Source organism: Olsenella profusa F0195 (genome assembly GCF_000468755.1).
GTDB classification, from domain to species: domain Bacteria; phylum Actinomycetota; class Coriobacteriia; order Coriobacteriales; family Atopobiaceae; genus Olsenella_F; species Olsenella_F profusa.
Window position 1 is genome coordinate 30,650 of record NZ_AWEZ01000017.1, and the last position, 21,634, is coordinate 52,283.

General features: G+C 64.8%; 20 protein-coding genes. 7 read left to right on the forward strand and 13 right to left on the reverse strand.

Going from position 1 to position 21,634, the window contains the following annotated elements; all coding sequences use genetic code 11:
- Positions 1-53 precede the first annotated feature (53 nt).
- The 3 genes from leuC to leuB all read left to right on the forward strand — a co-directional run bounded on the left by leuC (position 54) and on the right by leuB (position 3,163).
- Entirely contained in the window at positions 54-1,301 is a 1,248-nt protein-coding gene (leuC, locus tag HMPREF1316_RS02265) for a 3-isopropylmalate dehydratase large subunit (protein WP_232204396.1), read from the forward strand.
- A 217-nt stretch (positions 1,302-1,518) separates the two neighbouring features.
- On the forward strand, positions 1,519-2,022 hold the full coding sequence (locus HMPREF1316_RS02270; RefSeq protein WP_021725307.1) for a 3-isopropylmalate dehydratase small subunit: 504 nt from the start codon (positions 1,519-1,521) through the stop codon (positions 2,020-2,022).
- A gap of 1 nt (position 2,023) precedes the next feature.
- Positions 2,024-3,163, forward strand: coding sequence for a 3-isopropylmalate dehydrogenase (gene leuB, locus HMPREF1316_RS02275; RefSeq protein ID WP_021725287.1), 1,140 nt, complete (start codon positions 2,024-2,026; stop codon positions 3,161-3,163).
- An 82-nt stretch (positions 3,164-3,245) separates the two neighbouring features.
- Here leuB and HMPREF1316_RS02280 read toward each other — a convergent pair whose 3' ends face one another.
- The 6 genes from HMPREF1316_RS02280 to HMPREF1316_RS02305 all read right to left on the reverse strand — a co-directional run bounded on the left by HMPREF1316_RS02280 (position 3,246) and on the right by HMPREF1316_RS02305 (position 10,331).
- Complete coding sequence (locus tag HMPREF1316_RS02280; RefSeq protein WP_021725348.1) at positions 3,246-3,869, reverse strand: hypothetical protein; 624 nt, start codon at positions 3,867-3,869, stop codon at positions 3,246-3,248.
- Positions 3,870-4,118: 249 nt separating this feature from the next.
- Complete coding sequence (locus HMPREF1316_RS02285; RefSeq protein WP_021725353.1) at positions 4,119-5,732, reverse strand: peptide chain release factor 3; 1,614 nt, start codon at positions 5,730-5,732, stop codon at positions 4,119-4,121.
- A gap of 571 nt (positions 5,733-6,303) precedes the next feature.
- Positions 6,304-6,777: a flavin reductase family protein gene (locus tag HMPREF1316_RS02290; protein WP_021725330.1), complete on the reverse strand. Its 474-nt coding sequence runs from the start codon at positions 6,775-6,777 to the stop codon at positions 6,304-6,306.
- 250 nt (positions 6,778-7,027) lie between these two features.
- Positions 7,028-8,215, reverse strand: coding sequence for an ABC transporter permease (locus tag HMPREF1316_RS02295; protein WP_021725340.1), 1,188 nt, complete (start codon positions 8,213-8,215; stop codon positions 7,028-7,030).
- Positions 8,208-9,371: an ABC transporter permease gene (locus tag HMPREF1316_RS02300; protein WP_021725313.1), complete on the reverse strand. Its 1,164-nt coding sequence runs from the start codon at positions 9,369-9,371 to the stop codon at positions 8,208-8,210. Before HMPREF1316_RS02300 ends, HMPREF1316_RS02295 begins: the two co-directional genes overlap by 8 nt.
- 9 nt (positions 9,372-9,380) lie before the next feature.
- Positions 9,381-10,331, reverse strand: a complete 951-nt coding sequence (locus HMPREF1316_RS02305) for an ABC transporter ATP-binding protein (RefSeq protein WP_021725333.1) — start codon at positions 10,329-10,331, stop codon at positions 9,381-9,383.
- 234 nt (positions 10,332-10,565) lie between these two features.
- Here HMPREF1316_RS02305 and HMPREF1316_RS02310 point away from each other — a divergent pair, with 234 nt between their 5' ends.
- Entirely contained in the window at positions 10,566-11,669 is a 1,104-nt protein-coding gene (locus HMPREF1316_RS02310; protein ID WP_040650946.1) for a sensor histidine kinase, read from the forward strand.
- Entirely contained in the window at positions 11,666-12,298 is a 633-nt protein-coding gene (locus HMPREF1316_RS02315) for a response regulator (protein ID WP_021725325.1), read from the forward strand. The genes HMPREF1316_RS02310 and HMPREF1316_RS02315 overlap by 4 nt, the downstream gene beginning before the upstream one ends.
- Before the next feature lie 153 nt (positions 12,299-12,451).
- Here HMPREF1316_RS02315 and rsmI read toward each other — a convergent pair whose 3' ends face one another.
- Both rsmI and HMPREF1316_RS02325 read right to left on the reverse strand, forming a co-directional pair.
- On the reverse strand, positions 12,452-13,276 hold the full coding sequence (gene rsmI / locus HMPREF1316_RS02320; RefSeq protein WP_051332891.1) for a 16S rRNA (cytidine(1402)-2'-O)-methyltransferase: 825 nt from the start codon (positions 13,274-13,276) through the stop codon (positions 12,452-12,454).
- 35 nt (positions 13,277-13,311) lie between these two features.
- Positions 13,312-14,352 (reverse strand): glycoside hydrolase family 5 protein, encoded by a 1,041-nt coding sequence (locus HMPREF1316_RS02325; protein WP_021725351.1) that lies wholly within the window; start codon positions 14,350-14,352, stop codon positions 13,312-13,314.
- A 172-nt stretch (positions 14,353-14,524) separates the two neighbouring features.
- Between HMPREF1316_RS02325 and HMPREF1316_RS14270 the strand changes: the two genes are divergently transcribed.
- Positions 14,525-14,770, forward strand: coding sequence for a hypothetical protein (locus HMPREF1316_RS14270; protein ID WP_198009550.1), 246 nt, complete (start codon positions 14,525-14,527; stop codon positions 14,768-14,770).
- Between the two features lie 92 nt (positions 14,771-14,862).
- Positions 14,863-16,347, forward strand: a complete 1,485-nt coding sequence (locus HMPREF1316_RS02335; RefSeq protein WP_021725281.1) for an aldehyde dehydrogenase family protein — start codon at positions 14,863-14,865, stop codon at positions 16,345-16,347.
- Positions 16,348-16,487: 140 nt separating this feature from the next.
- Here the strand turns inward: HMPREF1316_RS02335 and HMPREF1316_RS02340 are convergent, their stop codons facing one another.
- The 5 genes from HMPREF1316_RS02340 to HMPREF1316_RS02360 form a co-directional block, all read right to left on the reverse strand.
- The gene (locus HMPREF1316_RS02340) at positions 16,488-16,907 is read right to left on the reverse strand and encodes a 6-pyruvoyl trahydropterin synthase family protein (protein ID WP_021725324.1); all 420 of its coding nucleotides are present in this window, start codon (positions 16,905-16,907) and stop codon (positions 16,488-16,490) included.
- Positions 16,908-16,913: 6 nt separating this feature from the next.
- Positions 16,914-18,362 carry a PSP1 domain-containing protein gene (locus HMPREF1316_RS02345; protein ID WP_021725315.1) on the reverse strand — a complete coding sequence of 483 codons (1,449 nt, stop codon included), beginning with the start codon at positions 18,360-18,362 and terminating at the stop codon, positions 16,914-16,916.
- The gene (locus HMPREF1316_RS02350) at positions 18,341-19,489 is read right to left on the reverse strand and encodes a DNA polymerase III subunit (RefSeq protein WP_021725272.1); all 1,149 of its coding nucleotides are present in this window, start codon (positions 19,487-19,489) and stop codon (positions 18,341-18,343) included. Before HMPREF1316_RS02350 ends, HMPREF1316_RS02345 begins: the two co-directional genes overlap by 22 nt.
- 463 nt (positions 19,490-19,952) lie before the next feature.
- On the reverse strand, positions 19,953-20,657 hold the full coding sequence (locus HMPREF1316_RS02355) for an ATP-binding cassette domain-containing protein (protein WP_084620805.1): 705 nt from the start codon (positions 20,655-20,657) through the stop codon (positions 19,953-19,955).
- 128 nt (positions 20,658-20,785) lie between these two features.
- Positions 20,786-21,565, reverse strand: a complete 780-nt coding sequence (locus tag HMPREF1316_RS02360; RefSeq protein WP_021725339.1) for an ABC transporter permease — start codon at positions 21,563-21,565, stop codon at positions 20,786-20,788.
- Between the last annotated feature and the right edge of the window lie 69 nt (positions 21,566-21,634).

A 21,634-nucleotide genomic window follows, 5' to 3' on the forward strand; every position in this document is an offset into this window, starting at 1 on the left:
CGCACCACACAGGAAAGGGAGAAGATAGGAGACATATGCCACGCCCCATGACCATGGCAGAGAAGATCCTCGCCGACCACGCCGGCCTCGAGGAGGTCGTCCCCGGACAACTCATCGAGTGCGACCTCGATGGCGTGCTCGCCAACGACATCACGGCCCCCATCGCCATCAAGACGGTGCGAGAGATCGGTGCGGGCATCTGGGACAGGGACAAGATCTTCCTCGTGCCTGACCACTATTCCCCCAACAAGGACATCAAGAGCGCCGAGCAGACCAAGGTCACACGTGACTTCGCCCATGAGATGGGCATCACGCACTACTTCGAGCAGGGCTGCATGGGCATCGAGCATGCCCTCCTGCCCGAGCAGGGCATCGTGGTCCCCGGCGACCTCGTGATTGGTGCCGACTCCCACACCTGCACCTACGGCGGCATCGGCGCCTTCTCCACGGGTGTGGGCTCCACGGATGCCGGTGTGGGCATGGCCACCGGCCGCGCCTGGTTCAAGGTGCCCGAGACCATCCGCTTCGAGATCGAGGGCGAGCTGCCCGAGGGGGCCTCGGCCAAGGACATCATCCTCCACGTGATCGGCCGGATCGGCGTGGATGGCGCCCTCTACTGCGCCATGGAGTTCGCCGGATCCACCATCGAGCATCTCTCCATCGAGGGGCGCCTGACCATCGCCAACATGGCCATCGAGGCTGGCGGCAAGGCGGGCCTCTTCGAGGTGGATGACAGGTGTCGCGCGTACGTCGAGCGGCGCGCCGAGCATGCCCTGCGCGCGTACCACCCCGACGAGGACGCCTCCTACCGGCAGGTCATCCACATCGACGCGGCGGACGTCATCCCCACCGTCTCCTGGCCCCACCTCCCCTCCAACACCCACCCCGTCTTTGAGAGCCGCCACATCGCCATCGACCAGGCGGTCATCGGCTCCTGCACGAACGGTCGCATCGAAGACATGCGGGCCGCGGCAGACGTCCTGCGCGGACGCACCGTCGACCCCTCCGTTCGCTGCATCGTGATCCCCGCCACCCAGGGCGTGTGGCTCCAGTGCGTGCACGAGGGCCTCATGGACGTCTTCATCGACGCCCACTGTGTGGTCTCCACCCCCACCTGCGGACCCTGTCTGGGCGGCTACATGGGCATCCTGGCAGCCGGCGAGCGCTGCGTGAGCTCCACCAACCGCAACTTCGTCGGACGCATGGGTGACCCCACCTCCGAGGTCTACCTTGCCTCGCCAGCCGTCGCCGCCGCCTCGGCCGTCGCGGGACACATCGCCCTGCCGCAGGACCTGAGCTAGGGCCGCGGGAGGGGACCCGAGCGCGCCACAGCCCCCACCCGTAGCCTGCACCGGAACGATGACGCGGCGCGATGGCCGAGAGGGAGCAGCCCGGGGCTGCACGGGTCTGACACGTCTTGACATGAGCGAGGGGGACGTACGCTCCGTACGAGTTCGCGAGGCACCGTCTGAGTAGTACGGAGGGCACGCCTCCCCCCAAGACCAGAAGGGACACAGCATGAAGTTCAAGGGCACCGCATTTTGCTACGGGCGCGACATCGACACCGACGTGATCATCCCGGCGCGCTACCTCAACACGAGCGATCCCGCCGAGCTGGCCCGCCACTGCCTCGAGGACCTGGATGCCACGTTCACCAGCCGTGTGCGGCCCGGTGACATCATCGTGGCCGACGAGAACTTCGGCTGTGGCTCCTCGCGCGAGCATGCACCGGTGGCCATCAAGGCCGCGGGCGTCTCGGTGGTCATCGCCAAGAGCTTCGCGCGCATCTTCTACCGCAACGCCATCAACATCGGCCTGCCCATCCTGGAGTGCCCCGAGGCCGTGGATGCCATCCAGGACGGCGACGTGGTAAGCGTGGACGCCGACACGGGCACGGTGCGCGACGAGACCTACGGCCAGAGCTTCGACGCCCAGCCCTTCCCACCGTTCATCCAGGAGATCATCAACGAGGGCGGCTTGGTCGCCCGCACCAGGAAGCTGCTCGCCCACAAGGAGGCATAGCATGGCCCACACCACCTACAAGATCGTCACCCTGCCCGGCGATGGCATTGGCCCGGAGATCCTTGCCGAGGCCAAGCGCGTGCTCGCCGTCATCAGCACGGCCACGGACGTGGACTTCGTCTGCGAGGACCAGCTCATCGGCGGCGCTGCCATCGATGCCACGCGTGCCACGGGCGAGGAGGTCACGGCACTCCCCCCCGCGACGCTCGAGGCGGCCAAGGCGGCGGACGCCGTGCTCCTTGCCGCCGTCGGCGGTCCCGCGTGGGATGACCCCTCCGCGAGCGTGCGCCCCGAACAGGGACTGCTTGCCATCCGCAAGAGCCTCGGCCTCTACCTCAACCTGCGGCCCGTGCGCATCTACACGGCACTGCGTGACGCCTCCCCCCTGCGCCCGGAGCGGTTGGACGGCGTGGACCTGCTCATCGTGCGCGAGCTCACGGGCGGCCTCTACTTTGGCACACACGAACGCGTGCACGACGTCGACGGTGCCGGTGTGGACGGCACGAGCGGCGAGGTCGCCACCGACTCCATGGAGTATGCCGAGTACGAGATCGAGCGCGTGGTGCGTTGGGCCTACGAGGCGGCCGCACGCCGCAGCCAGGTCGTGACCTCGGTGGACAAGGCCAACGTGCTCGAGACCTCCCGTCTGTGGCGCGAGGTCAACCACCGCCTCAACGAGGAGTTCGAGGACGTCGAGGGCGAGGACATGCTCGTGGACAACTGTGCCATGCAGCTCGTGGCCAACCCGGCGCAGTTCGACGTGCTCGTGACCGAGAACACCTTCGGTGACATCCTCTCCGACGAGGCCTCCATGCTCACCGGATCGCTCGGCATGCTCGCCAGCGCCTCGCTGGGCGATGGCACGGCCCTCTACGAGCCCAGCCATGGCTCCGCGCCCGACCTCGCGGGCAAGGGCATCGCCAACCCGCTTGCGCAGATACTCTCCGTGGAGCTCATGCTGCGCTACAGCTTCCAGATGGACGAGGTGGCGGATGCCCTGGCCGGTGCCGTGGACGACGTGCTCGACGCCGGCTGGCGCACCGCGGACATCGCCGATGGGGCCTCGCCTGCCGATCACGTGCTGGGTACCACTGCCATGGGCGACAGGATCATCGGGGCCCTCGAGGCGCGCCTGGCGTAGCGCGTGAGGCGGGCCTGCGCGTCACAGTGCCTGGTCCGCCATCATGGCAGGCCAGGCACCACCGATTCCGTCGTGAGCTGGCCTATCGGTCCCTGTCCTGCGCATCGTCTTTCACGAGGACGTCCTTGTCCTCATGCTGGCCATGCTGCTGGTCGTTTTCCTGTGCGGGGCCAGCATACCTCGCACCAAATGCCAGGAAGCGAAAGATCCCCTGCGTAAAGGCTCCCTGCGCCGCGCAGATCAGAATGAGGTCAAGGATATATGAATCATCGGGCGACATGACATCAAGCAGGGCAAACGATGGGTATCCCTTGCCAGACGCGAGCATACGCACAACGACCACAAGTGCGAAGACGACAGAGTCCACCACATAGAGCGCCATGAAGATGCTCTGGAACCTCTTGGGTCTTCGTGGCATGCGCACAGGCCGCCTTCCACCAAGGCGGCCCTTGATGGAAGAGCCGAGCGTGACCACCTCGGTCGCCCCTCCGAGGGGAGCGCCGTCAGACCCGTCGCGCTCACGCGCATCAGACCCGCCCTCCACTGACCGAATGACAGCGGCCATCACCGCGAGGAGCGCCAGTGTGAAGAGGGTGCCCAGTATGCCAGGAAAAGACGTGATCAGATACAAGGTGGCGGCAAGCACGACGAACACCCAATAGAACTGAGCGGTCTTCTCAAACGGCTTGGAGGTACGGGCGGTCATGAGCGTCCCTTCGAATCAGGTGGCACGTACCGGATGGAAGGATGGAGTCGAGGCACCCTCACCATGCCCAGCTCCACCAGATGATCTTCAAACGTACGACGCGCTGCGTGTCCTCAGTGCAGGGTCCACCTTACCCTCATTGCAGAGCATGACAGGAAGAGAGCCTTATTTTGATACATAAACATCATGACATCCCGCACTCGCATAAGCGCACCGTCATCTTCCCTTGAGCGCAGGGCGGACGTGGCCTCACACCGAGACGTTGCCGAACTCGGAGAGCCTGAGCTTGGGGTTGCGCTCGATGGCCCAGTCGACGTTCCACTCGTTGGTGAAGAGCAGCAGGCGCGCGCCGCGCATGTCCTCCACGCGCGCCGTGTCGCGCGAGAGGTCGAGCGCGCGCACGTCCAGCTCGTCGGGTCCGTTCTGCACCCAGCGGATCTGCGTGTACGGCAGCGGGCTGCGGCTCACGGCCACGTGATACTCGCTCCTGAGGCGCCGCTCCAGCACGTCCAGCTGCAGCACGCCCACCACACCCACGATGACGCTCTCCATGCCTGAGCCCAGCTCGCGGAAGATCTGGATGGCACCCTCCTGCGCGAGCTCCTCCACGCCCTTGACGAACTGCTTGCGCTTGAGCGTGTCCACCTGCGTGACGCGAGCGAAGTGCTCCGGCGCGAACGTGGGGATGCCGGGGTAGCGCACGTGCTGCCTACCCGTGCACACGGTGTCGCCGATGGAGAAGACGCCCGGGTCGAAGAGGCCCACGACGTCGCCCGCAAAGGCCTCGTCCACGATGGCGCGGTCATCGGCCATCATCGAGGTGCCCGTGGCCAGCTTGAGGCGGCGGTCACCCTGCACGTGATAGGCGTCCATGCCGCGCTCGAACCTTCCCGAGCAGATGCGCACGAAGGCGATGCGGTCGCGGTGGTTCTTGTCCATGTTGGCCTGGATCTTGAACACGAAGCCCGAGAAGTCGTCGCACGTGGGAGCAACCTGCTCGCCCGTGAGCTCGTCCGTGTAGGGCAGGGGCGCTGGGGCCAGGCGCAGGAAGTCCTTGAGGAAGGGTTCCACGCCAAAGTTGGTGAGGGCCGAGCCAAAGAACACCGGGGTGAGCCGGCCCGTGCGGACGGCGTCGAGGTCGAACTCGTGGTCCGCACCGTCAAGAAGCTCGATGTCGTCGGTCAGCTCCTGGTGGTTCTCCTGCCCGATGAGCCCGTCGAGCGTGGAATCGCCCAGCTCCGCCTCGACCTCGGCGACCCTCTTGGTGACGTTGGCGTGGCCATCCCCCTCGAAGGCGAGCACGCGCCGCGAGGAGCGGTCGAACACGCCCCTGAAGCTGCGACCACTGCCGATGGGCCAGTTCATGGGGTAGGTGCCGATGCCCAGGACCGTCTCTATCTCCTCCATGAGATCGAAGGGGTCACGCGCATCGTGATCGAGCTTGTTCACGAAGGTGAAGATGGGGATATGACGCAGCGTGCACACACGGAAGAGCTTCTTGGTCTGCGCCTCCACGCCCTTGGCGCCGTCGATGACCATGACGGCGGCGTCGGCAGCCATGAGCGTGCGGTAGGTGTCCTCGGAGAAGTCCTGGTGACCGGGGGTGTCGAGGATGTTGATGCAGTAGTCGCCATAGGTGAACTGCAGGACGGAGGACGTCACGGAGATGCCGCGCTCCCTCTCGATGTCCATCCAGTCCGAGACGGCATGCCGGGCACTCGCCTTGCCCTTGACCGAGCCTGCCGTCTGGATGTTGCCAGTGTAGAGCAGCAGCTTCTCGGTGAGGGTCGTCTTGCCCGCATCGGGGTGACTGATGATGGCGAAGGTGCGACGTGATGCAATCTGGTCCTGCAGACTTGGCATGAAGGTCCCCTCGGAAACGAGCTCAGTGCTCTGTGCGATCAACCTTTTGCATTGTAGTGAGTGGTGCCGCGCGTCACCACGCGGTATCCCGGCCACCTCGAAGACTCCAGGCTGGGGCGTGCCATGGCCCGCGACCATCCGTCATGGGCGCCCGCCCGTGGGCACCCATGGACCAAAGGCGCATGGCGTACGGTCCCTATGATGCCGTTTACCAGCATAAAGTACAGGAACGTGCATAGTTGCAGTTCAGATGGGCCGTCTGCGGTAGACCGACGGACGCCCGTACCAAGACCCTGGCCCGAGGGCGACGCAGGCCACATCCCACGGCGAAAGGTGGCCTACGGCAGGCAGCTGTATAGACGCCCTGGTTCTTGAAGAGCGCGCACACGGAATCGCGGGCCAGCTCGTCGCTGCCCATGCCGAATACCCGTGAGGTGCGCTGGAGGTGGTGGCAAAGGTCTCCAGGTACATGATGAAGAGGGGCTCGAGGGCGACGACCGTCCCCATGGGCACGCCCGGGCCGCTGGCACACGGATGGCCCGGGCCGTCAGCCCATCCCCGCCGCCCCCACCTACTTGAGGGAACGATAGTAGCCGTAGGTCATTGGCTCTCCCTGCGCGAGAACCTGGGACCCCGTGACCTCGCCCAGGATGAGCAGGTGGTCGCCCTCATCCAGGATCGCCTTGACATCGCAGGATATCTGGGAGAGCGCGCCGTCCGCAACCCATGGGACGCCCTGCTCGTCGTGCCTGACCTCAAGGCCCGCAAACTTGTCGTTGTCCTTGCTCGAGCGCAGGCCAAACCCCTTGATGAGATCCATCGGTGCGTCCTTGGCAAGCACGGTGAGGCTGAAGTGGCCAAACGGCTTGACCACATGGGAGCTGTGGCCTCCCTTGTGCAGCGAGACGGTGATGATGGCAGGTTTGGCGTTCGCCTGCGAAACCGCATCGATCGTGCGGCCGATGGGCCGCTTGCCATCCGCATCCGTGCAGGTAAAGAGATAGACACCAGCACTGATGTTCCAAAGTGCCCTCTCATCGATCATGATCGTCTCCCATCTGGGCCATGGGATTGACCCCTTGTGGTGTCGCGTCATCCTTCTTCTACCCAAGGGGACCGTGGCCTAGCATCCACGACCGTGCGGGGCACCTCCCGAGTCGTATGCAATCACGCAGGTGCCTTCCGTTCCATCAGCGTAGGTATAGGGATGAGGCATCCAGATGCTGCCGCCCGAGAGGACCGAGATTTTGCATACGACTCGTCATCGCCATGCCGTCTAGGCACGATGGGGCAACCTAGGCCAGCTCGTCGCGGCCACGGTTGCGACCCACCAGCAGCGCCACGGTGAGCACGGCGCAACCAAAGAGCGCCACGATGCCTATCTGGCCCACGAGCGGCAGCACTGTCTGCTGACTCACGTCAACCATGCTCACGGCAGATGTCACCACCTCACAGCACCAGTACGCAGGTGTGAAGTGCGCAAGGGTGACCAACGCGTCCGGTAGGAGGCTCAGTCCCACCCAGGCACCACCGAGGAAGGACATCGCCATGCCCGCAATGTTGGCGAAGGCGTTCGCCGCGTTCGCCGAGAGACGCAGCTGTCCAAGCAGAAAGCCACTTGCGACGGAGAAGAACGCGTAGGCAGCGAGGGAGCCACCCACAAGCACCACCTGAGCCGGGGAGGTGGCAAGTTCCCCGCGGACGAAGAGGAGGACGTCGAGGCCAAATATCCATGCCCACACACCGACGCCGAGCAGGATGCAGACCGCAAGCAGGCCGCCGTTGCGCCGACGTGCTGTCGTGGGCGCCACCAACCTCCGGTCGAGCACGGCCTCGGCGTTGAGGCTCTCCATGAGGATGGCAATGCAGACGGAGATGCCGGCGAGCATCGGATAGGTGGAGAACTTGCATGCCAACTCGAAGGCATCGGAAAGGGGCGTCGCGTCCTGTCGGGCGATGCTCGTTGCCGTGCGCTCCTCCATGGCGCCGTCCGTGAGGGACGCCACCTCCTCCTGGTCGCCACCCATCGTGGCCGCGCTGCCATAGAGCCCCTGCGCATAGCTCACGGTCTCGACGTCCACGAGCGAGCCCTCGGCCGACTGGTATGAGACATAGGTTTCGAGGTCGGGTGCGCTCGTGCCCGCCGCCGCGGCATCCATGAGACCCTGGCCCCACCCCGCGGGAATCACGAGAATATACGAGACGCTCCCCTTGGCGATGGCATCCTGGATGGCAAGCGGGTCGTCCGCGATCGTCTCCGTGTTGCTGCCCCGTTCCACATGGGCCCTGAGCGCCTGCGAGAGGGCGGACCCATCGCGGTCTATCACGGCGACGTTGGGCACGGCCCGCTCGTAGGAGGTCGTGTCGTCATGCCCGGACCCCAGTCCCATCAGAAGCCCCAGCAGGGAGAGCAGCACGATGTAGACGAGGAGCACCACCTTGTGACCCCACAGGATCCTGAGGCAGGTCTTGAAGCTAGACATGGGACGCCCTCCTCATGTTGAGTGCCGCCAGGCAGAAGAACGCGAGTGCCATTGTCACCAGCATGAGGCAGCTCCACCAGAACGGCGCCAGGGTGTCGTAGTACAGCAACGAGAAGAAGCAGTGCGTCATCTGCCAGAGTGGGTTCGCGTGGGCAAGCAGGGGCATGCCCGCCTCAAGGCCATCGCTCACCTGTTGGGAGGCGGCGCCATAGAGCCCTGTGAAGAACGAGAGGCCACAGCTGACAGCAGACACCAGAGGCGTCCCGCCTCCCGTGAGACCCGCGAAGGTGCCGATGAGGCTGCCCAGCGCACAGGCCGTAAGGGTCGACATGAGCACCGCGAGCGTCACGAGCGGGGCGTTGCTCCCAAAGTCCACGCCACAGACGAGGCGCATGAAGGCGACCACCGCAAGCATGACCGCGAACTCGCAGAGCCATGAGCCCAGGATCGTGGCCGCTAGGATGCGCCAGCGAGGCGTGCCAGCCACCGCCACGCGAGCCCCGACCTCGCTGCACCGCGGAAGCACGCGGCGCAGCGCCTGGGAGGAAAGCATCATGCCCATGCCCGCGACCATGCCCAGAAGGGCGAAGTAGTAGCGCACCTTGCCATCGGGAGCCGCCTTCGTGGCCTGAAGGCGCACCGTCCGCACGGCATCCGAGCGGAAGGCCGCAACGGTGGAGGCATCCTCGAGTGCCTGTGGGTCCCGCTCGAGGAGTGTCGCAATCCCGTTCCTCGTGTGCAGGTAGCTGTCGAGCACGGCCTCGAGCACGGCAGGCTGCAGCTCGCCATTCAGGCGAGCCGCCACATGGAGCTGGGGCATGCCATCCCCATCCACCATGAGGTAGGCGTCAACGTCACCGGCGTTGGTGGCCGCCAGGGCAGCGTCCTCGGTGTCATAGGCCGTGACGTCGGCGACCTTGGGACTGGCATCGGGCGAGCTGATGGCTTCGATGGTCTCCGGCAGCCCGTAGACTCCCTGGTAGTTGGCATCCTCCACCACGGCAAGCCTGGTGGTGGCTTCGGCATAGCCGGCATCGAGGTGGGAGAACATCCCCATGAAGAGCAGGCACATCACGACGGGAAACAGGAAGGCCCACCACAGGAGCGTCTTCTCGCGCACGAGGGCGATGACGCAGGTCTTGAGGCTGCAGCGCATGGAAGCCCCCTATGCCTCGTCGCGCAGGGCGCGACCCGTGATATCGAGGAACACGTCATTTAGGGTCGGTGGCTCGGAGAGCACGCGCCCGTACGCAACGCCGGCATCCGTGAGCACGCCGAGGACGTCGGCCAGGTTGTGGCCGCCCGCCGTGCACCCGATGCGCAGTAGCATGCCGTCGACGGTGACGCAGCGCACGTGAGGGAGGCGACGCACCTGATCAACCACCTGCTCGGAAACGTCCGCAAGCTCCACCGTGACGCGCTCCCCCACCGAGACCATGGCCTTGAGCTCGTCCACCGTGCCGGCGGCCACCGAGCGGCCGTGGTCCATGATCATGATGCGACTGCAGAGCTCCTCGACCTCCTCCATGTAGTGCGAAGTGTAGATGATGGTGGAACCCGCCTCGTTGAGGCGACGGATGCCGTCGAGGATGGCGTTCCTGCTCTGAGGGTCCACTGCCACCGTGGGCTCGTCGAGGATGATGAGCTCGGGCCTGTGCGCGATGCCACAGGCAATGTTGAGGCGGCGCAACAGGCCCCCCGAGAGCCTCTTGGGTCGGAAGCCCTGGAACTTCTCGAGCCCCACGAAGGCGACGGCCTCGTTCACGAGCTGGCGACGGCGGGCATGGTCGCTCACGTAGAGCGCACAGAAGCTGTCGATGTTCTCACGCACCGTGAGCTCGTCGTAGACCGCAACCGCCTGCGGGACGATGCCGATGCGCCGCTTGAGATCGTAGGCCGTAGGTGCCATGGGTGTGCCAAAGAGCTCGATGGTACCGTGGTCGTAGCGCAGCAGCTGCAGGATGCAGTTGATGGTCGTGGTCTTGCCCGAGCCGTTGGGACCGAGCAGGCCGAAGATCTCACCCTGCTCGATGTCCAGGCTCAGGTGGTTGACGGCACAGAGGCCCCCATAGCGTTTGACGAGGTTATCCACGTGCACGACAGTCTGTGTTGGCATGTCCCGCTCCCTCGGCACTTCTCGATGCTCCCGTCGATGGGGGCGGCGCGACACGTGGCGATGCCACGTGTGGGCACCTGGCTTTTGCACCCATCGCGTACACCTGTCATTCTCGTGGGAAGGCCACGAAATGGGAAGTGCGGAACGTCATAAGGCCACCCCATCCGACCCATGACACCTGTCATGGTGGAAGGTCGATGGCAGGACACGCCATCACTCCCGTACAATGACACCATGGAACGTGCTGTGGACAAGACCTTCGTGCTCGTGCTCTGTGCCTGCCTCTCCGTGCTCGGTGGACGCACCGATGCCGTGGGCGTGGCGTGGCTCGTCGCCGCCATCACCCTCACGTCACTCGCAAGCCTCATGCGAACGCGAGGCGGGGAGGTGGCGCGAGCGGTGGCGATCGTCACCGCATGCGTCATGGCCCTTGCACCAGGCGCCACGGCAGCGCTTCCCCTCGCAACCTTCGAGCTCGCGCTCCACGTGCCCTGGCGGCTGCACGTCGCATGGCTGTGCGCCTTCGCCGCCGGACATGCCGCCGGCGACCCCACCATAGCTGCGGTCACGTTGGCTGCGGCTACGGTCTGTGCGCTGCTTGCCACAAGGGAGGTGCGCCTTGCCGAGGCACGCGGGCGTCTGTACGAGACCGAGGATGAGCTCTCGGACCGCCTGCTTGCGCTGCGCGCGCAAAACCGCGAGCTTGAGGACGCACGTGGTGAGGCGTCGCAGGCTGCCACCCTTGCCGAGCGCACGCGCATGGCCCGTGAGGTGCACGACGGCGTGGGTCATAGCCTGACGCGCCTTATCTACCAGGTCGCCGCGCTCAGACTCGTCCATCACGACGACGTATGTGTCACGGGTGAGCTGGACGAGCTCCGGTCCGGACTCGACGAGACGATGGATGCCATGCGTGCGAGCGTGCATGCCCTGGATGACCATGCGATGGACCTCCGCGTCGAGCTGGATAGGCTTGCGGTGCGCAGTCCCCATGCACGGGTGAGCGTGGAGTACGGCCTGAGGGACACGCCCAGCGCCGCGACGACGCGCTGCCTTGTCGCCGTCGCACGCGAGGCGCTCACCAATGCCGAGCGCCATGCGCACGCACGTGCGGCCACCATCCATGCGCGCGAGTTCCCCGGCCTGTGGCAGCTGACCATAGAGAACGATGGCGACATGCCCACGGGCAGCATGGAAGCGGGCGAGCTCTCGGAACGGGGACTGGGGCTGCGTGCCATGCGTGAGCGCGTGGAATCCCTGGGGGGCACGTTTCACACAGACTTCGATGCGCAACGCTTCCAGGTCTTCGCATCGATTCCCAGAAAGGTGGGCACATGAGGGTCATCGTGGTGGATGACGACGCCATCGTCGCGAAATCGCTCCGCCTCATCCTGTCTGCCGAGAAGGACATCGACGTCGTCGGTCTAGGCACCAGCGGCCCCGATGCGGTGCGCCTCTTTGAGGACGAGCTTCCCGAGGTGCTCCTCATGGACATCCAGATGCCCGACGGCGACGGCCTCACGGCCTCACGCGAGATCCTTGGCGCTCACCCCACCGCACGCATCGTCTTCCTCACGACCTTCTCGGATGACGAGTACATCACGGGTGCGCTGCGCCTTGGTGCCCGTGGTTACCTCATCAAGCAGGACATAGACACCATCGCCCCGGCGCTGCGCGCCGTCATGGCCGGGCAGTCCGTGCTGGGGGACGAGGTGCTGGAACGAGCCACGGCCTTGGGCGCCGCCTCGGCGCCAGTGCAGCCGGACGAGTCCGCCTTGTCGCCCCTCACCACACGCGAGCGCGATGTGGTGCGTGCCGTGGCCGATGGCCTCGACAACAAGGAGATCGCCGGTGCGCTCTGCCTCAGCGAGGGCACCGTACGCAATCACATCTCGGCGGTGCTGACGAAGCTGGGGCTCAGGAACCGCACGCAGCTGGCGGTGTTCTACTACCAGAACTGCCGCTGAGAGCCATTAGCCTTCAGCCCCTCCCCCATTGTGCGAGGTTTTTCGACCGATTTTGTCTCGCGTGCGGACTCAAGTCCGCACGCGAGACGTCTTCAGCGGAAAAACCAAGCACAACCCGTGGGGAAGTCAGCACGATCGAGGGGGAGTCGGCGGTCAACGTGCGCGGGACGCCTTCACCACCCGGTCGTACACCTGCGGCTTGGGAAGGCCATACTCCCTGGCAAGGCGCTTGGCAAGCGCGCTGGGGGGCTCGTCGGCCGCAAGGCCGGCAGCGATGGCATCCTCGAGTGGCCGCACGGGCACAGACGTGGCCTCGTCCGCCTCCGGTGCGCCGATGATCACGACGCACTCGCCCCGAACCTCCCCGCATGCCGCAAGCTCTGCCGCCACATGGGGGGCCACCCCCCGCACGACCTCCTCATGCAGCTTGGTGAGCTCGCGCACGAGGGCAACCCTTCTCATGGGAAACGCCTCGGCGATGGTGGCCAGCGTCGCGGCCACGCGATGAGGGCTCTCGTACACCACAAGGGCACCCGGCACGGACGCCAGCGCACGCAGGCGCTCCAGCTGGGCCTTGTGCCTGCGCGGGAGGAACCCCTCGAAGAAGAAGTGCTCCATGGGAAGCCCCGAGGCCACGAGCGCACAGGTGACGGCACTCGGACCGGGGATGACCTCCACGCGCAGGCCCGCATCGAGCGTGGCATCCACCAGGCGCTGTCCCGGATCGGAGACGCCCGGCATGCCCGCGTCGGACACGAAGGCCACGCGCTCCCCGGCCGCGATGCGCCCGAGCGTGGGCGCGATGCGGGAGGCCAGGGTGTTCTCGTCCGCACGCTGCAGCGACACGCGAACGCCAAAGTGGGACAGCAGCCTTGAGGTCACGCGCGTGTCCTCGCAGAGCAACACGTCCGCCTGGCGCAGCGTGTCCAGCACGCGCGGGGACGCATCGCCCAGGTTGCCGATGGGCGTGCCCACCATCGAGAGCACGCCGCCGTGCGGGACGCCAGACGTGCTCACGCGAGCATCGCCCGCTCGAACGTGGCGAGCGCCACCCGTGCGTCCCAACCAGACAGGCGACCTTCGGTCTTCCACGTCTGGAAGAACCACGCGGGGCACTTCCTGAACACGGCAAGCTGTTCGGAGACGAACACGCGCTCCAGGGCGATGCGGCCCTCGGGTGTGGTAGAGGAGTCCGCGAAGGGTAGCGAGGCGGACCACTTTCCCGCCATCACCGGCAGGCCGCACCTGCGTGCCGTCTCAAGCATCCTATGCGAACGCTGCGAGAGCTCGCGGATGCCCGTGGGGCCAGGCCCATCGACACGGTCGAGATAGTGGTAGAGGTGGCTGTCAAGCCATACGTTCTGGTAGCGTCGCGGTGCCATGAAGTGGCCCCAGGCACCCGGCTGGCCCGCATCGGGCAGGATGACCATGGCGTCCGGCGCGTTCTTGCGGACGGTGTCGTATGCCGCACGGTAGTAGTTTCGCAACTGATGGAGGGGCACGCCATCCGTGAGTGTGAAGCCATGGCGCACCTGCGGCACCACCTCGTCTGCAACCTCGATGCCTGCGAGCGCGGCACGTGAGCAGTAGCGCTTGGCGAGGGTTCCCAGGACCACCAGCATATCGTTGCGGTACCGGGAGAACTCATCATGATTGCGCACGAGGATGGCGCTAGAGCTACGCTCGCCGGGCGTGATGGCGAGGGCCAGCACGATCTTGAGGTCGATGTCCTCTGCCCAGACGAAGGCCTGGTCGACGTGGTCTATGCATCCCACATAGGGACCGGTCTCTGGGCCGGCGTCCCCAAACACGTACCATGGCACCTCCAGGCGCACGGCGTTGAAGCCACGCGCGGCAATGCCCCTGAAGTCCACCTGCGAGAGAAAGCCCCTGCGATGCTTCTCGACCATCTGCCGATAGGGCTCCTGCCCCATCGCAATCACCAGGGAGTCCTCGTCCAAGGCGCCAGAATCGGCAAAGAGGGAAGGCGTGACCCATGGCTCCAGCGTCAGCCAGCCGGTAAGGTTGACTCCATGCAAGGCCCGTCCTGCCATGACACTTCCCTCCGTCCCCGTGCCTCCCTCCCAACGAGTATAACCGCTCCGGTCGACACCAGAATCCGCTTCCACAGGAACCAGCGATTGACGAGATCGTCCCCTTCAACGGGACTCACGAGCTGAGCGAGGCGCGAACGTCATGCATGTCTCGCCGGCCAATCTCTTCCCCTTGGACATCGCCCCGCCCGACGCCCAGGTCAAACGCAATGCAGCCGAGCTTGGGATGAACGTTGCCATGCCCACCGACTACTGCACCCGACCCTCGGCCTCCTCGATCCACCAGGCGGTCGTCAACTACACGGGAATAGACGCCGCCTACATGCCCCGTGCCGCGGCAACTCTGGCACAGGCCTTTCAGCTGAATCGACGATTGGAGCTACCTTTCCCCTGCCGATATCGATATGTTCTTCCATAGGCCACCCACGAATGGTCATGGGGTATGATTACGGGATACCGACAGTCGGCAGGCAACCGGGACGACGGTTCCCCCAGAGAGGAGAGAGACCCATGAACGTAAAGCTGGACAAGACCTACGGGCTCTATATCGATGGAAGGTTCGTACCTGCCTCCGATGGTGCGACCTTCCCCACAACCAACCCCGCCACCGGCGAGAAGCTGGCCGAATGCGCCGAGGCCACCAGAGAGGACCTCGATGCGGCAGTCGACGCAGCCTGGAGGGCCTTCCCCTCCTGGAAGGAGGTCGAGCCCGCCAAGCGCGCCGCCGTCCTCCTCAGGATAGCCGACATCATCGATGCCAACGCCGACCTGCTCGCCGAGGTCGAGACCCTCGACAACGGCAAGCCCATCCGCGAGACCAAGGCCGTCGACATCCCCTTGGCCGCCGACCACTTCCGCTACTTCGCCGGAGCCATCCGCACCGAGGAGGGCTCCGCCAGCGTGCTCGACGGCGGCTTCCTGAGCCTCATCCTGCGCGAGCCCATCGGTGTCGTCGGTCAGATCGTCCCCTGGAACTTCCCGTTCCTCATGGGCGCCTGGAAGCTCGCCCCGGTGCTGGCCGCCGGAGACTGCACCGTCATCAAATCGTCCTCGTCGACGCCCCTGTCGCTGCTCGTCCTCATGCAGCTCATCGGCGACGTCGTCCCCGCCGGCGTCATCAACGTGATCACCGGCAGGGGCTCGAGGTCAGGCCAGTGGATGCTCGAGCATCCCGGCTTCCGCAAGCTCGCCTTCACCGGTTCCACCGAAGTGGGCCTCTCGGTTGCGAAGGCTGCCGCGGAGAGGCTCATCCCCGCCACGCTCGAACTGGGCGGCAAGAGCGCCAACATCTTCTTCGACGACTGCAGCTTCGAGCAGGCCATCGATGGCCTGCAGCTGGGCATCCTCTTCAACCAGGGCCAGGTGTGCTGCGCCGGCAGCCGCGTCTTCGTCCAGGAGGGCATCTACGACAAGTTCGTGGCGGCGGCCGTCGAGCAGTTCAACAAGGTGAGAATCGGCGATCCGCTCGACCCCGAGACCCAGCTGGGGGCCCAGGTCAACGAGGCACAGGCCAAGAAGGTCATGCGCTACATCGACATCGCCCGCAAGGAGGGCGCCACTATCGCCTGCGGCGGTGAGCCCTGCACCGAGGGCGCCTGTGCCAACGGCACCTTCTTCAAGCCCACGCTCATCACCGACATAGACAACAAGGCCACCTGCTCCCGCGAGGAGATCTTCGGCCCCGTTGCCGTGGTCATCAAGTTCAAGACCGAGGACGAGGTCGTCGCAATGGCCAACGAGTCGGACTACGGCCTGGGCGGTGCCGTGTGGACGCAGAACCTCAACCGCGCCCTACGCGTGGCCCGCAGCATTGAGACCGGCCGCATGTGGGTCAACACCTACAACCAGATTCCAGCCGGCGCACCGTTCGGTGGCTACAAGAGCTCCGGCATCGGCCGCGAGACGCACAAGGTCATCCTCGATCACTACACGCAGGCAAAGAACATCATGATCAACCTCAGCGAGGCGCCGTCCGGATTCTATCCGCACAAGTAGCACCGCAGCATGCCGGAGGGCACCCATCCGCCCCTGTGCCCTCCGGCATCACACTCGTTCCACCCTGTGCGCAAGGCGTCTGCCCCGTCCCACGCCATCATCTAGGAGAGCCTCATGCTGTAAGGGGCTTGGAGACTCAGCTAGACGACGTAGCTCGCGCGGTTGTTGGGCGTCTCGTCGCAGTCAACCCTGCTGATGGGCAGTCCGCGGTCGCGGAGACGCTCGGCCAGGTAGCGCGCCAGGTTCTCCGCCGTCGTGCGGAAGGGTAGCATCGTGAGCGTAAATCCCTCGTCCTCGAGGGCCGCGATGGTCTGCGGCTTGAGGGAGCCCTCCTCCACGAGAAAGGTATGGTCGAGCCTGTCGCATTCCTCGCGCACGATGCGCTTGAGGACCCCAAAGTCAACCACCATGCCCCGCTGCGTGCCGGCCTCCCCGAGGGACTCGGCGGTGACGTAGGCCGTCACGCGCCACTGATGGCCGTGCAGGTTCTCGCACGCACCATGGTAGCCCGTCAGGAAGTGGGCGCTGTCAAACCAGTACTCGGTCGAGAGCTCGTACATGATGATCTACTCGCCCGAGGGGGCCGTGCCGACAGAGGGGCCACCCACCGCGCCACCACGACCGCGACCGCCGCGATGGCGCCGCCGGCGCGGCTTGCGCTCTCCCGCCGTCCGGGCGGAGGCACCATCGCCCTCCTGCGGGCGTTGGTGCTGCTTGGCCTGCTGTCCACCACGGTCACCGGGCCGGCGGCGCTCCGAACGTCCTCGGCCCTGAGCCTTGCCCCCTGCCCGCTTGGCTTGCGTATCGCCCTGCGCCTCCGTGCCCTCATGATGACGGCGGCGATGGCGCGTGGCATGCTGTGCGCCGCCCTGTTCGTGGTGCGCCGCCTGCGGGGCGACGTCGTTCGCATGCACCTTCTTGCGGCGGTGGCGCTGTCGCCTGGATCCCTCCGAGGCCCCCCCACCCTCGCCGCGCGCCTCGGGCGCGCCCTGTCCCTTCCCCCCATGACGGCGACGGCGGGATCGGCTCTCCACAAAGATGTCGGACTCGTTGAACGTCTCCTGGGGGATCACGCCGTTTGCACGGTCAAGCTCGGCAAGGGCCATCTGCACCTCGGGTGACTGCAGGCGCTCCAACGCCTCGCGCGACACCGTGTCGGGACGGCAGGGGCACGAGAGCTCCTCGCTCTTCCTGACGGCCGCCTCCGACGTGTCCATGTCGACCAGGGGGACACGGATCTGCTTGCCGCTCTCGAGACGCAGCGCAAGCTGCTCCTTGGGCGTGTCATACTCCACGATCTTGGCCTTGCCCAGCGGCGTCTCGATGACGGCATTGCGCTTGGGGGCACGACGCTTGAAGTCGCGGTAGGCGTCGAACTCGTAGCGCAGGCAGCACATGAGACGGCCGCAGGCGCCCGAGATCTTTGACGTGTTGAGGGGCAGGTCCTGCTCCTTGGCCATGCGGATGGAGACGGGCTCGAACTCGCGGCCCAGGCGGGCGCAGCAGAGCTCCTGGCCGCAGTGGGCATAGCCACCGGCAAGCGCCGCCTCCTCACGCACGCCGATCTGGCGCATGTCCACGCGCTCGTGCAGCTCGCGTGAGAGCTCGCGCACGAGCTGGCGGAAGTCCACGCGCTCCTCCGCAGAGAAGTAGCACACCACGCGGCCACCCCCAAAGAGGTATTCCACCCCCACGGGCTTCATGTCCAGGTCAAGGCCATGCACCAGGCGACGGAAGGTGGGCAGGGCGTCCTCGCCACGCTCCGCAAGCCGCTCGGCATGCTTGAGGTCATCGGGCGAGGCGATGCGCACCACCGCACGCAGGGGGGCATCGCCCACGGTGTCCCTGAGGGTGTCCGCATCGACCTCCCGGGCATCCATGGTCACCAAGCCAATCTCCTGGCCACGCTCCGTGGAGCATATGACGTGGTCACCCTCCTGGGCACCCGTCTCCTTGGGATCGAACCACAGGTCGTGCGTTACATAGTGAAACCTTACCGGTACGACGGTGGGCATGCGAGTGCCTCCTTGACAGAGAGGAGCATGGTCTCGATGACCAGCTGAGGTGTTACGTTGTGGGCGAGGTCGTCCCGTGCCTGCGCAAGCGCCTCGAGCGCGCGGAGACAGCCCTCCGAGGATGCGGAGCGCGCGATGCGGTCGATGGGGTCGTTCACGTCCTCGTTCACCACCGGCTCGCCGATTTCCTCGATACGCACGAGCACGTCGCGCAGGAGTGAGTCGGCAGCAGCCAACGCCTCCATCATACCCGAACGCTCGCGGGCACTTATCTCGCGCTTGTTGGCGGCCTCCACGCGCTTGAGTGCCGCGGGGCTCAGATAGTCGGCACTCTCGTCACGTGACGCCTCCTGGCGGGACCTCACCTGGTCGAGCGTCGCGTGCACTGCATCGACGATGTCGCGCGCGGCGCACAGCACGTCCCACGCATCATCGCGAGCCAGCTCCCCCAAGGTGCGCACCACTTTGCGGCGCACCTCGCGACGACTGGTCGAGGCGAGAAACTCGGCCGCACGTCCGGGCGCTCCCGTGATGGAGAGCGCCACGCGCGCCTCGTATCCCGTGATGCCGCTCGCCCGCTCCACGGCGCGCGCCGCGGCATCCGGTGCCACGATGCGGAAGGGGACCTGCTGGCAGCGCGAGACGAGCGTGGGCAGCACCGACGCCGCAGAGCGGGCGATGAGCACGAAGTACGTGCCCTCGGGCGGCTCCTCAATGGTCTTGAGCAGGGCATTGGCAGCCGCACCGCGGAGCAGCCCCGCCTCGTCCAGGATATAGACCTTGGCCTGGGCGCGCACGGGTGCCAAAGGGACGTCGTCAATGAGCTCGCGCACCTGGCCCACGAGGTACCCCGTGGCGCTCTCGGGCTTGAGGTAGCGCACGTCGGGATGGGTGCGGTGGGCCACGCGGATGCACTCGTCGCAGCTCGCGTCGCCGCCGCGGGGACAGATGATGCACGTCGCCAGGGCAAAGGCGCCCTCCACCATGCCCGCGCCAGGGGCGCCCAGAAAGAGATAGGCCTGGCTCAGCCGGCCCTCCGCAAGGGCGCGCGCAAGGAAGTCGCGCACGCGGGGCTGCTGGTCGAGGACGGAGAGGGCCTGGGGATATGGCGATGCCTGCGTACCCATGTCAGTTGCCCCCTGCCAGGTTGCTCGCATCAGGCTGCGAGGTGGCAGCAGACGACCTTTGCGGGGCAACCTGACCTTGCAAACTGAGCATGAAAGTCCTTATCAGAGAAAAGCACGTTTTTTGCATGACAGTCTCTTGAATTGTAATGAGGGCGTACCGAAGTGCCAAGCCAGACTGCAAGTACTCCGAAGATCGTAGGCTGACACCCACAGGTACGTCAACAGGCCGTCAACGTCACACACCCATCCCCAAAGAGGCAGATTGCAACGCTCACCGAGATACTTTAGCTCAGATAGCCCATTGACAAGGGGACGGTACATCACACTCACCACCTGCTCTAGACTGCGCCTCTACCTAGACTTAGAGGAGCGAGGCATTGGAGCGCGGCAAAGACGCTGGACACTTTTATAGTTGTACCGACAATGAGCCCACCTCGCCCCTTCTAATGACGCGACCAGAACTCTACGCAGGTTGAGAGAGCAGCTGCGTATGAGCGAGGTTGCGATAGAGTGGCGATGTCTGCAATAGTTGTACGTGAGTGCCCTCGTCAACCACCCGCCCACCATCAAGTACCAGTATGTCGTCCGCATCCACAACTGTCGAAAGACGGTGCGCCACAATACTGCGAGCGCTGTGTGGTGCGTAGCAATCGATCAGGTTTTGGGCAAGCTCCTCGTTTGCCCCATCAAGATTGGATGTTGACTCATCGAGCAGGAGCAGTTCGGGTTCCCTCAGTAGGGCCCTCAGCAACGCAAGCCTCTGACGCTCCCCACCAGAAAGCAGCACTCCATGCTCACCAACGTCGGCATCCAATCCATCGTGTGATCCATTGCACACGTCAATGAGGTTACATGCCTGAAGCATGCACATGAGCTTGGCATCATTCACCTGTGAGATTCCAAGGGTCAAATTGTCTCTGATGGTTCCTGACAGAATGGGGGCATCCTGCTCCACATAAGCGATATGGTTGCGCACGATGCGACGATCGAGGCTAGCGACGTCAGCCCCTTTGAAAAAGATCGTTCCGCCCACAGGATCATAGAGTCGCGAGATAAGATCGAGCACGGTACTCTTCCCGGCACCCGAGGGTCCCACTATTGCAAGCGCCTCTAAGAGAGAGGTGACACCAATGCAACGTTTTTTGCCACCTTGAACCCCGTTTGCCAGACGTTATCACACTGCTCCTCGATTTAATAGGCCAAGTATGACAATTGCTACTAGCAGCTTTGTTTGTTTGAGCACCCCATAGAACAGCTCTCCCAGGGCGGCTCTCCTGTCAAACCCATTGGGTGCATTCACGTCTGCACCCCCCTCCTCTGAAAGAGAAAGCCGGCCAACGCCATGAAAACCACGACCCATATCGTGAGGACAAGGAGTGCGACACCAGGCCCAAGGCCGGCAGAGGGGGTCTCTGCCACAATAGAAGAGGGGTCATACAACTGCACTCCCGCAGAAAAGGGCAAGTACTGCGCTCCAGGCATGAGATGCACCAAGACCAGCGTGAACTGTGATGTAACGATCAGGATCAGGAGAGGCGTCAGAGCCTGACGACAGATTATCGTAAGCGCAAAGCTTAGCAGCGCTATGGCGGCCCAGCTGACTATCGCCCCACCCAAGCTCAACAGGTAGGAAACAGTAATTCCACCATGCAGGATGCCAACCTCCCCAAGCTGCAGTTGGCTTATGAACGCAACAAGGGGAACGACGACCATTCCCAAGAGCAGCGAAACAACGCCAACGGCAAGCGCCTTGGCCCCAAGGAGACGCAGACGATTCGGAACCGCAAGTAACGACACCTTGAGCTGGTCAAATTGATACTCACTACTGACAGATATGCTTCCCAGAAGTATGAGAAAAACCTGGCCCAGCTCTATGCCGTCAAACCCAACGGACTCCGGTGTTATGCCCGGAGCAAGTGTGGGGTCACCGGTACTGATCGCGTCTCTCACGGAGGGCGTTGTCAGCAGCGCATAGAGTGGCAGAAGCACGGTTGTTGCCGCAACTACATACCGAATAAAACGCAGAGTGAGCAACTTCTTGAATTCTGATGAGACCGCACGTGCAAAAGCCCTCATCCCACCATTCTTACCAAGGCAAGAAGGGCCATGTAAGCCAGTCAAGACAAGGCGAGACACTTCGATCGC

Bases quoted from the DNA above. Each gene is read 5' to 3' on its own strand.
- leuC (WP_232204396.1), top strand. From the start codon at position 54: ATGGCAGAGAAGATCCTCGCCGACCACGCCGGCCTCGAGGAGGTCGTC.
- HMPREF1316_RS02270 (WP_021725307.1), top strand. From the start codon at position 1,519: ATGAAGTTCAAGGGCACCGCATTTTGCTACGGGCGCGACATCGACACC.
- leuB (WP_021725287.1), top strand. From the start codon at position 2,024: ATGGCCCACACCACCTACAAGATCGTCACCCTGCCCGGCGATGGCATT.
- HMPREF1316_RS02280 (WP_021725348.1), bottom strand. From the start codon at position 3,869: ATGACCGCCCGTACCTCCAAGCCGTTTGAGAAGACCGCTCAGTTCTAT.
- HMPREF1316_RS02285 (WP_021725353.1), bottom strand. From the start codon at position 5,732: ATGCCAAGTCTGCAGGACCAGATTGCATCACGTCGCACCTTCGCCATC.
- HMPREF1316_RS02290 (WP_021725330.1), bottom strand. From the start codon at position 6,777: ATGATCGATGAGAGGGCACTTTGGAACATCAGTGCTGGTGTCTATCTC.
- HMPREF1316_RS02295 (WP_021725340.1), bottom strand. From the start codon at position 8,215: ATGTCTAGCTTCAAGACCTGCCTCAGGATCCTGTGGGGTCACAAGGTG.
- HMPREF1316_RS02300 (WP_021725313.1), bottom strand. From the start codon at position 9,371: ATGCGCTGCAGCCTCAAGACCTGCGTCATCGCCCTCGTGCGCGAGAAG.
- HMPREF1316_RS02305 (WP_021725333.1), bottom strand. From the start codon at position 10,331: ATGCCAACACAGACTGTCGTGCACGTGGATAACCTCGTCAAACGCTAT.
- HMPREF1316_RS02310 (WP_040650946.1), top strand. From the start codon at position 10,566: ATGGAACGTGCTGTGGACAAGACCTTCGTGCTCGTGCTCTGTGCCTGC.
- HMPREF1316_RS02315 (WP_021725325.1), top strand. From the start codon at position 11,666: ATGAGGGTCATCGTGGTGGATGACGACGCCATCGTCGCGAAATCGCTC.
- rsmI (WP_051332891.1), bottom strand. From the start codon at position 13,276: ATGGTGGGCACGCCCATCGGCAACCTGGGCGATGCGTCCCCGCGCGTG.
- HMPREF1316_RS02325 (WP_021725351.1), bottom strand. From the start codon at position 14,352: ATGGCAGGACGGGCCTTGCATGGAGTCAACCTTACCGGCTGGCTGACG.
- HMPREF1316_RS02335 (WP_021725281.1), top strand. From the start codon at position 14,863: ATGAACGTAAAGCTGGACAAGACCTACGGGCTCTATATCGATGGAAGG.
- HMPREF1316_RS02340 (WP_021725324.1), bottom strand. From the start codon at position 16,907: ATGTACGAGCTCTCGACCGAGTACTGGTTTGACAGCGCCCACTTCCTG.
- HMPREF1316_RS02345 (WP_021725315.1), bottom strand. From the start codon at position 18,362: ATGCCCACCGTCGTACCGGTAAGGTTTCACTATGTAACGCACGACCTG.
- HMPREF1316_RS02350 (WP_021725272.1), bottom strand. From the start codon at position 19,489: ATGGGTACGCAGGCATCGCCATATCCCCAGGCCCTCTCCGTCCTCGAC.
- HMPREF1316_RS02360 (WP_021725339.1), bottom strand. From the start codon at position 21,565: ATGAGGGCTTTTGCACGTGCGGTCTCATCAGAATTCAAGAAGTTGCTC.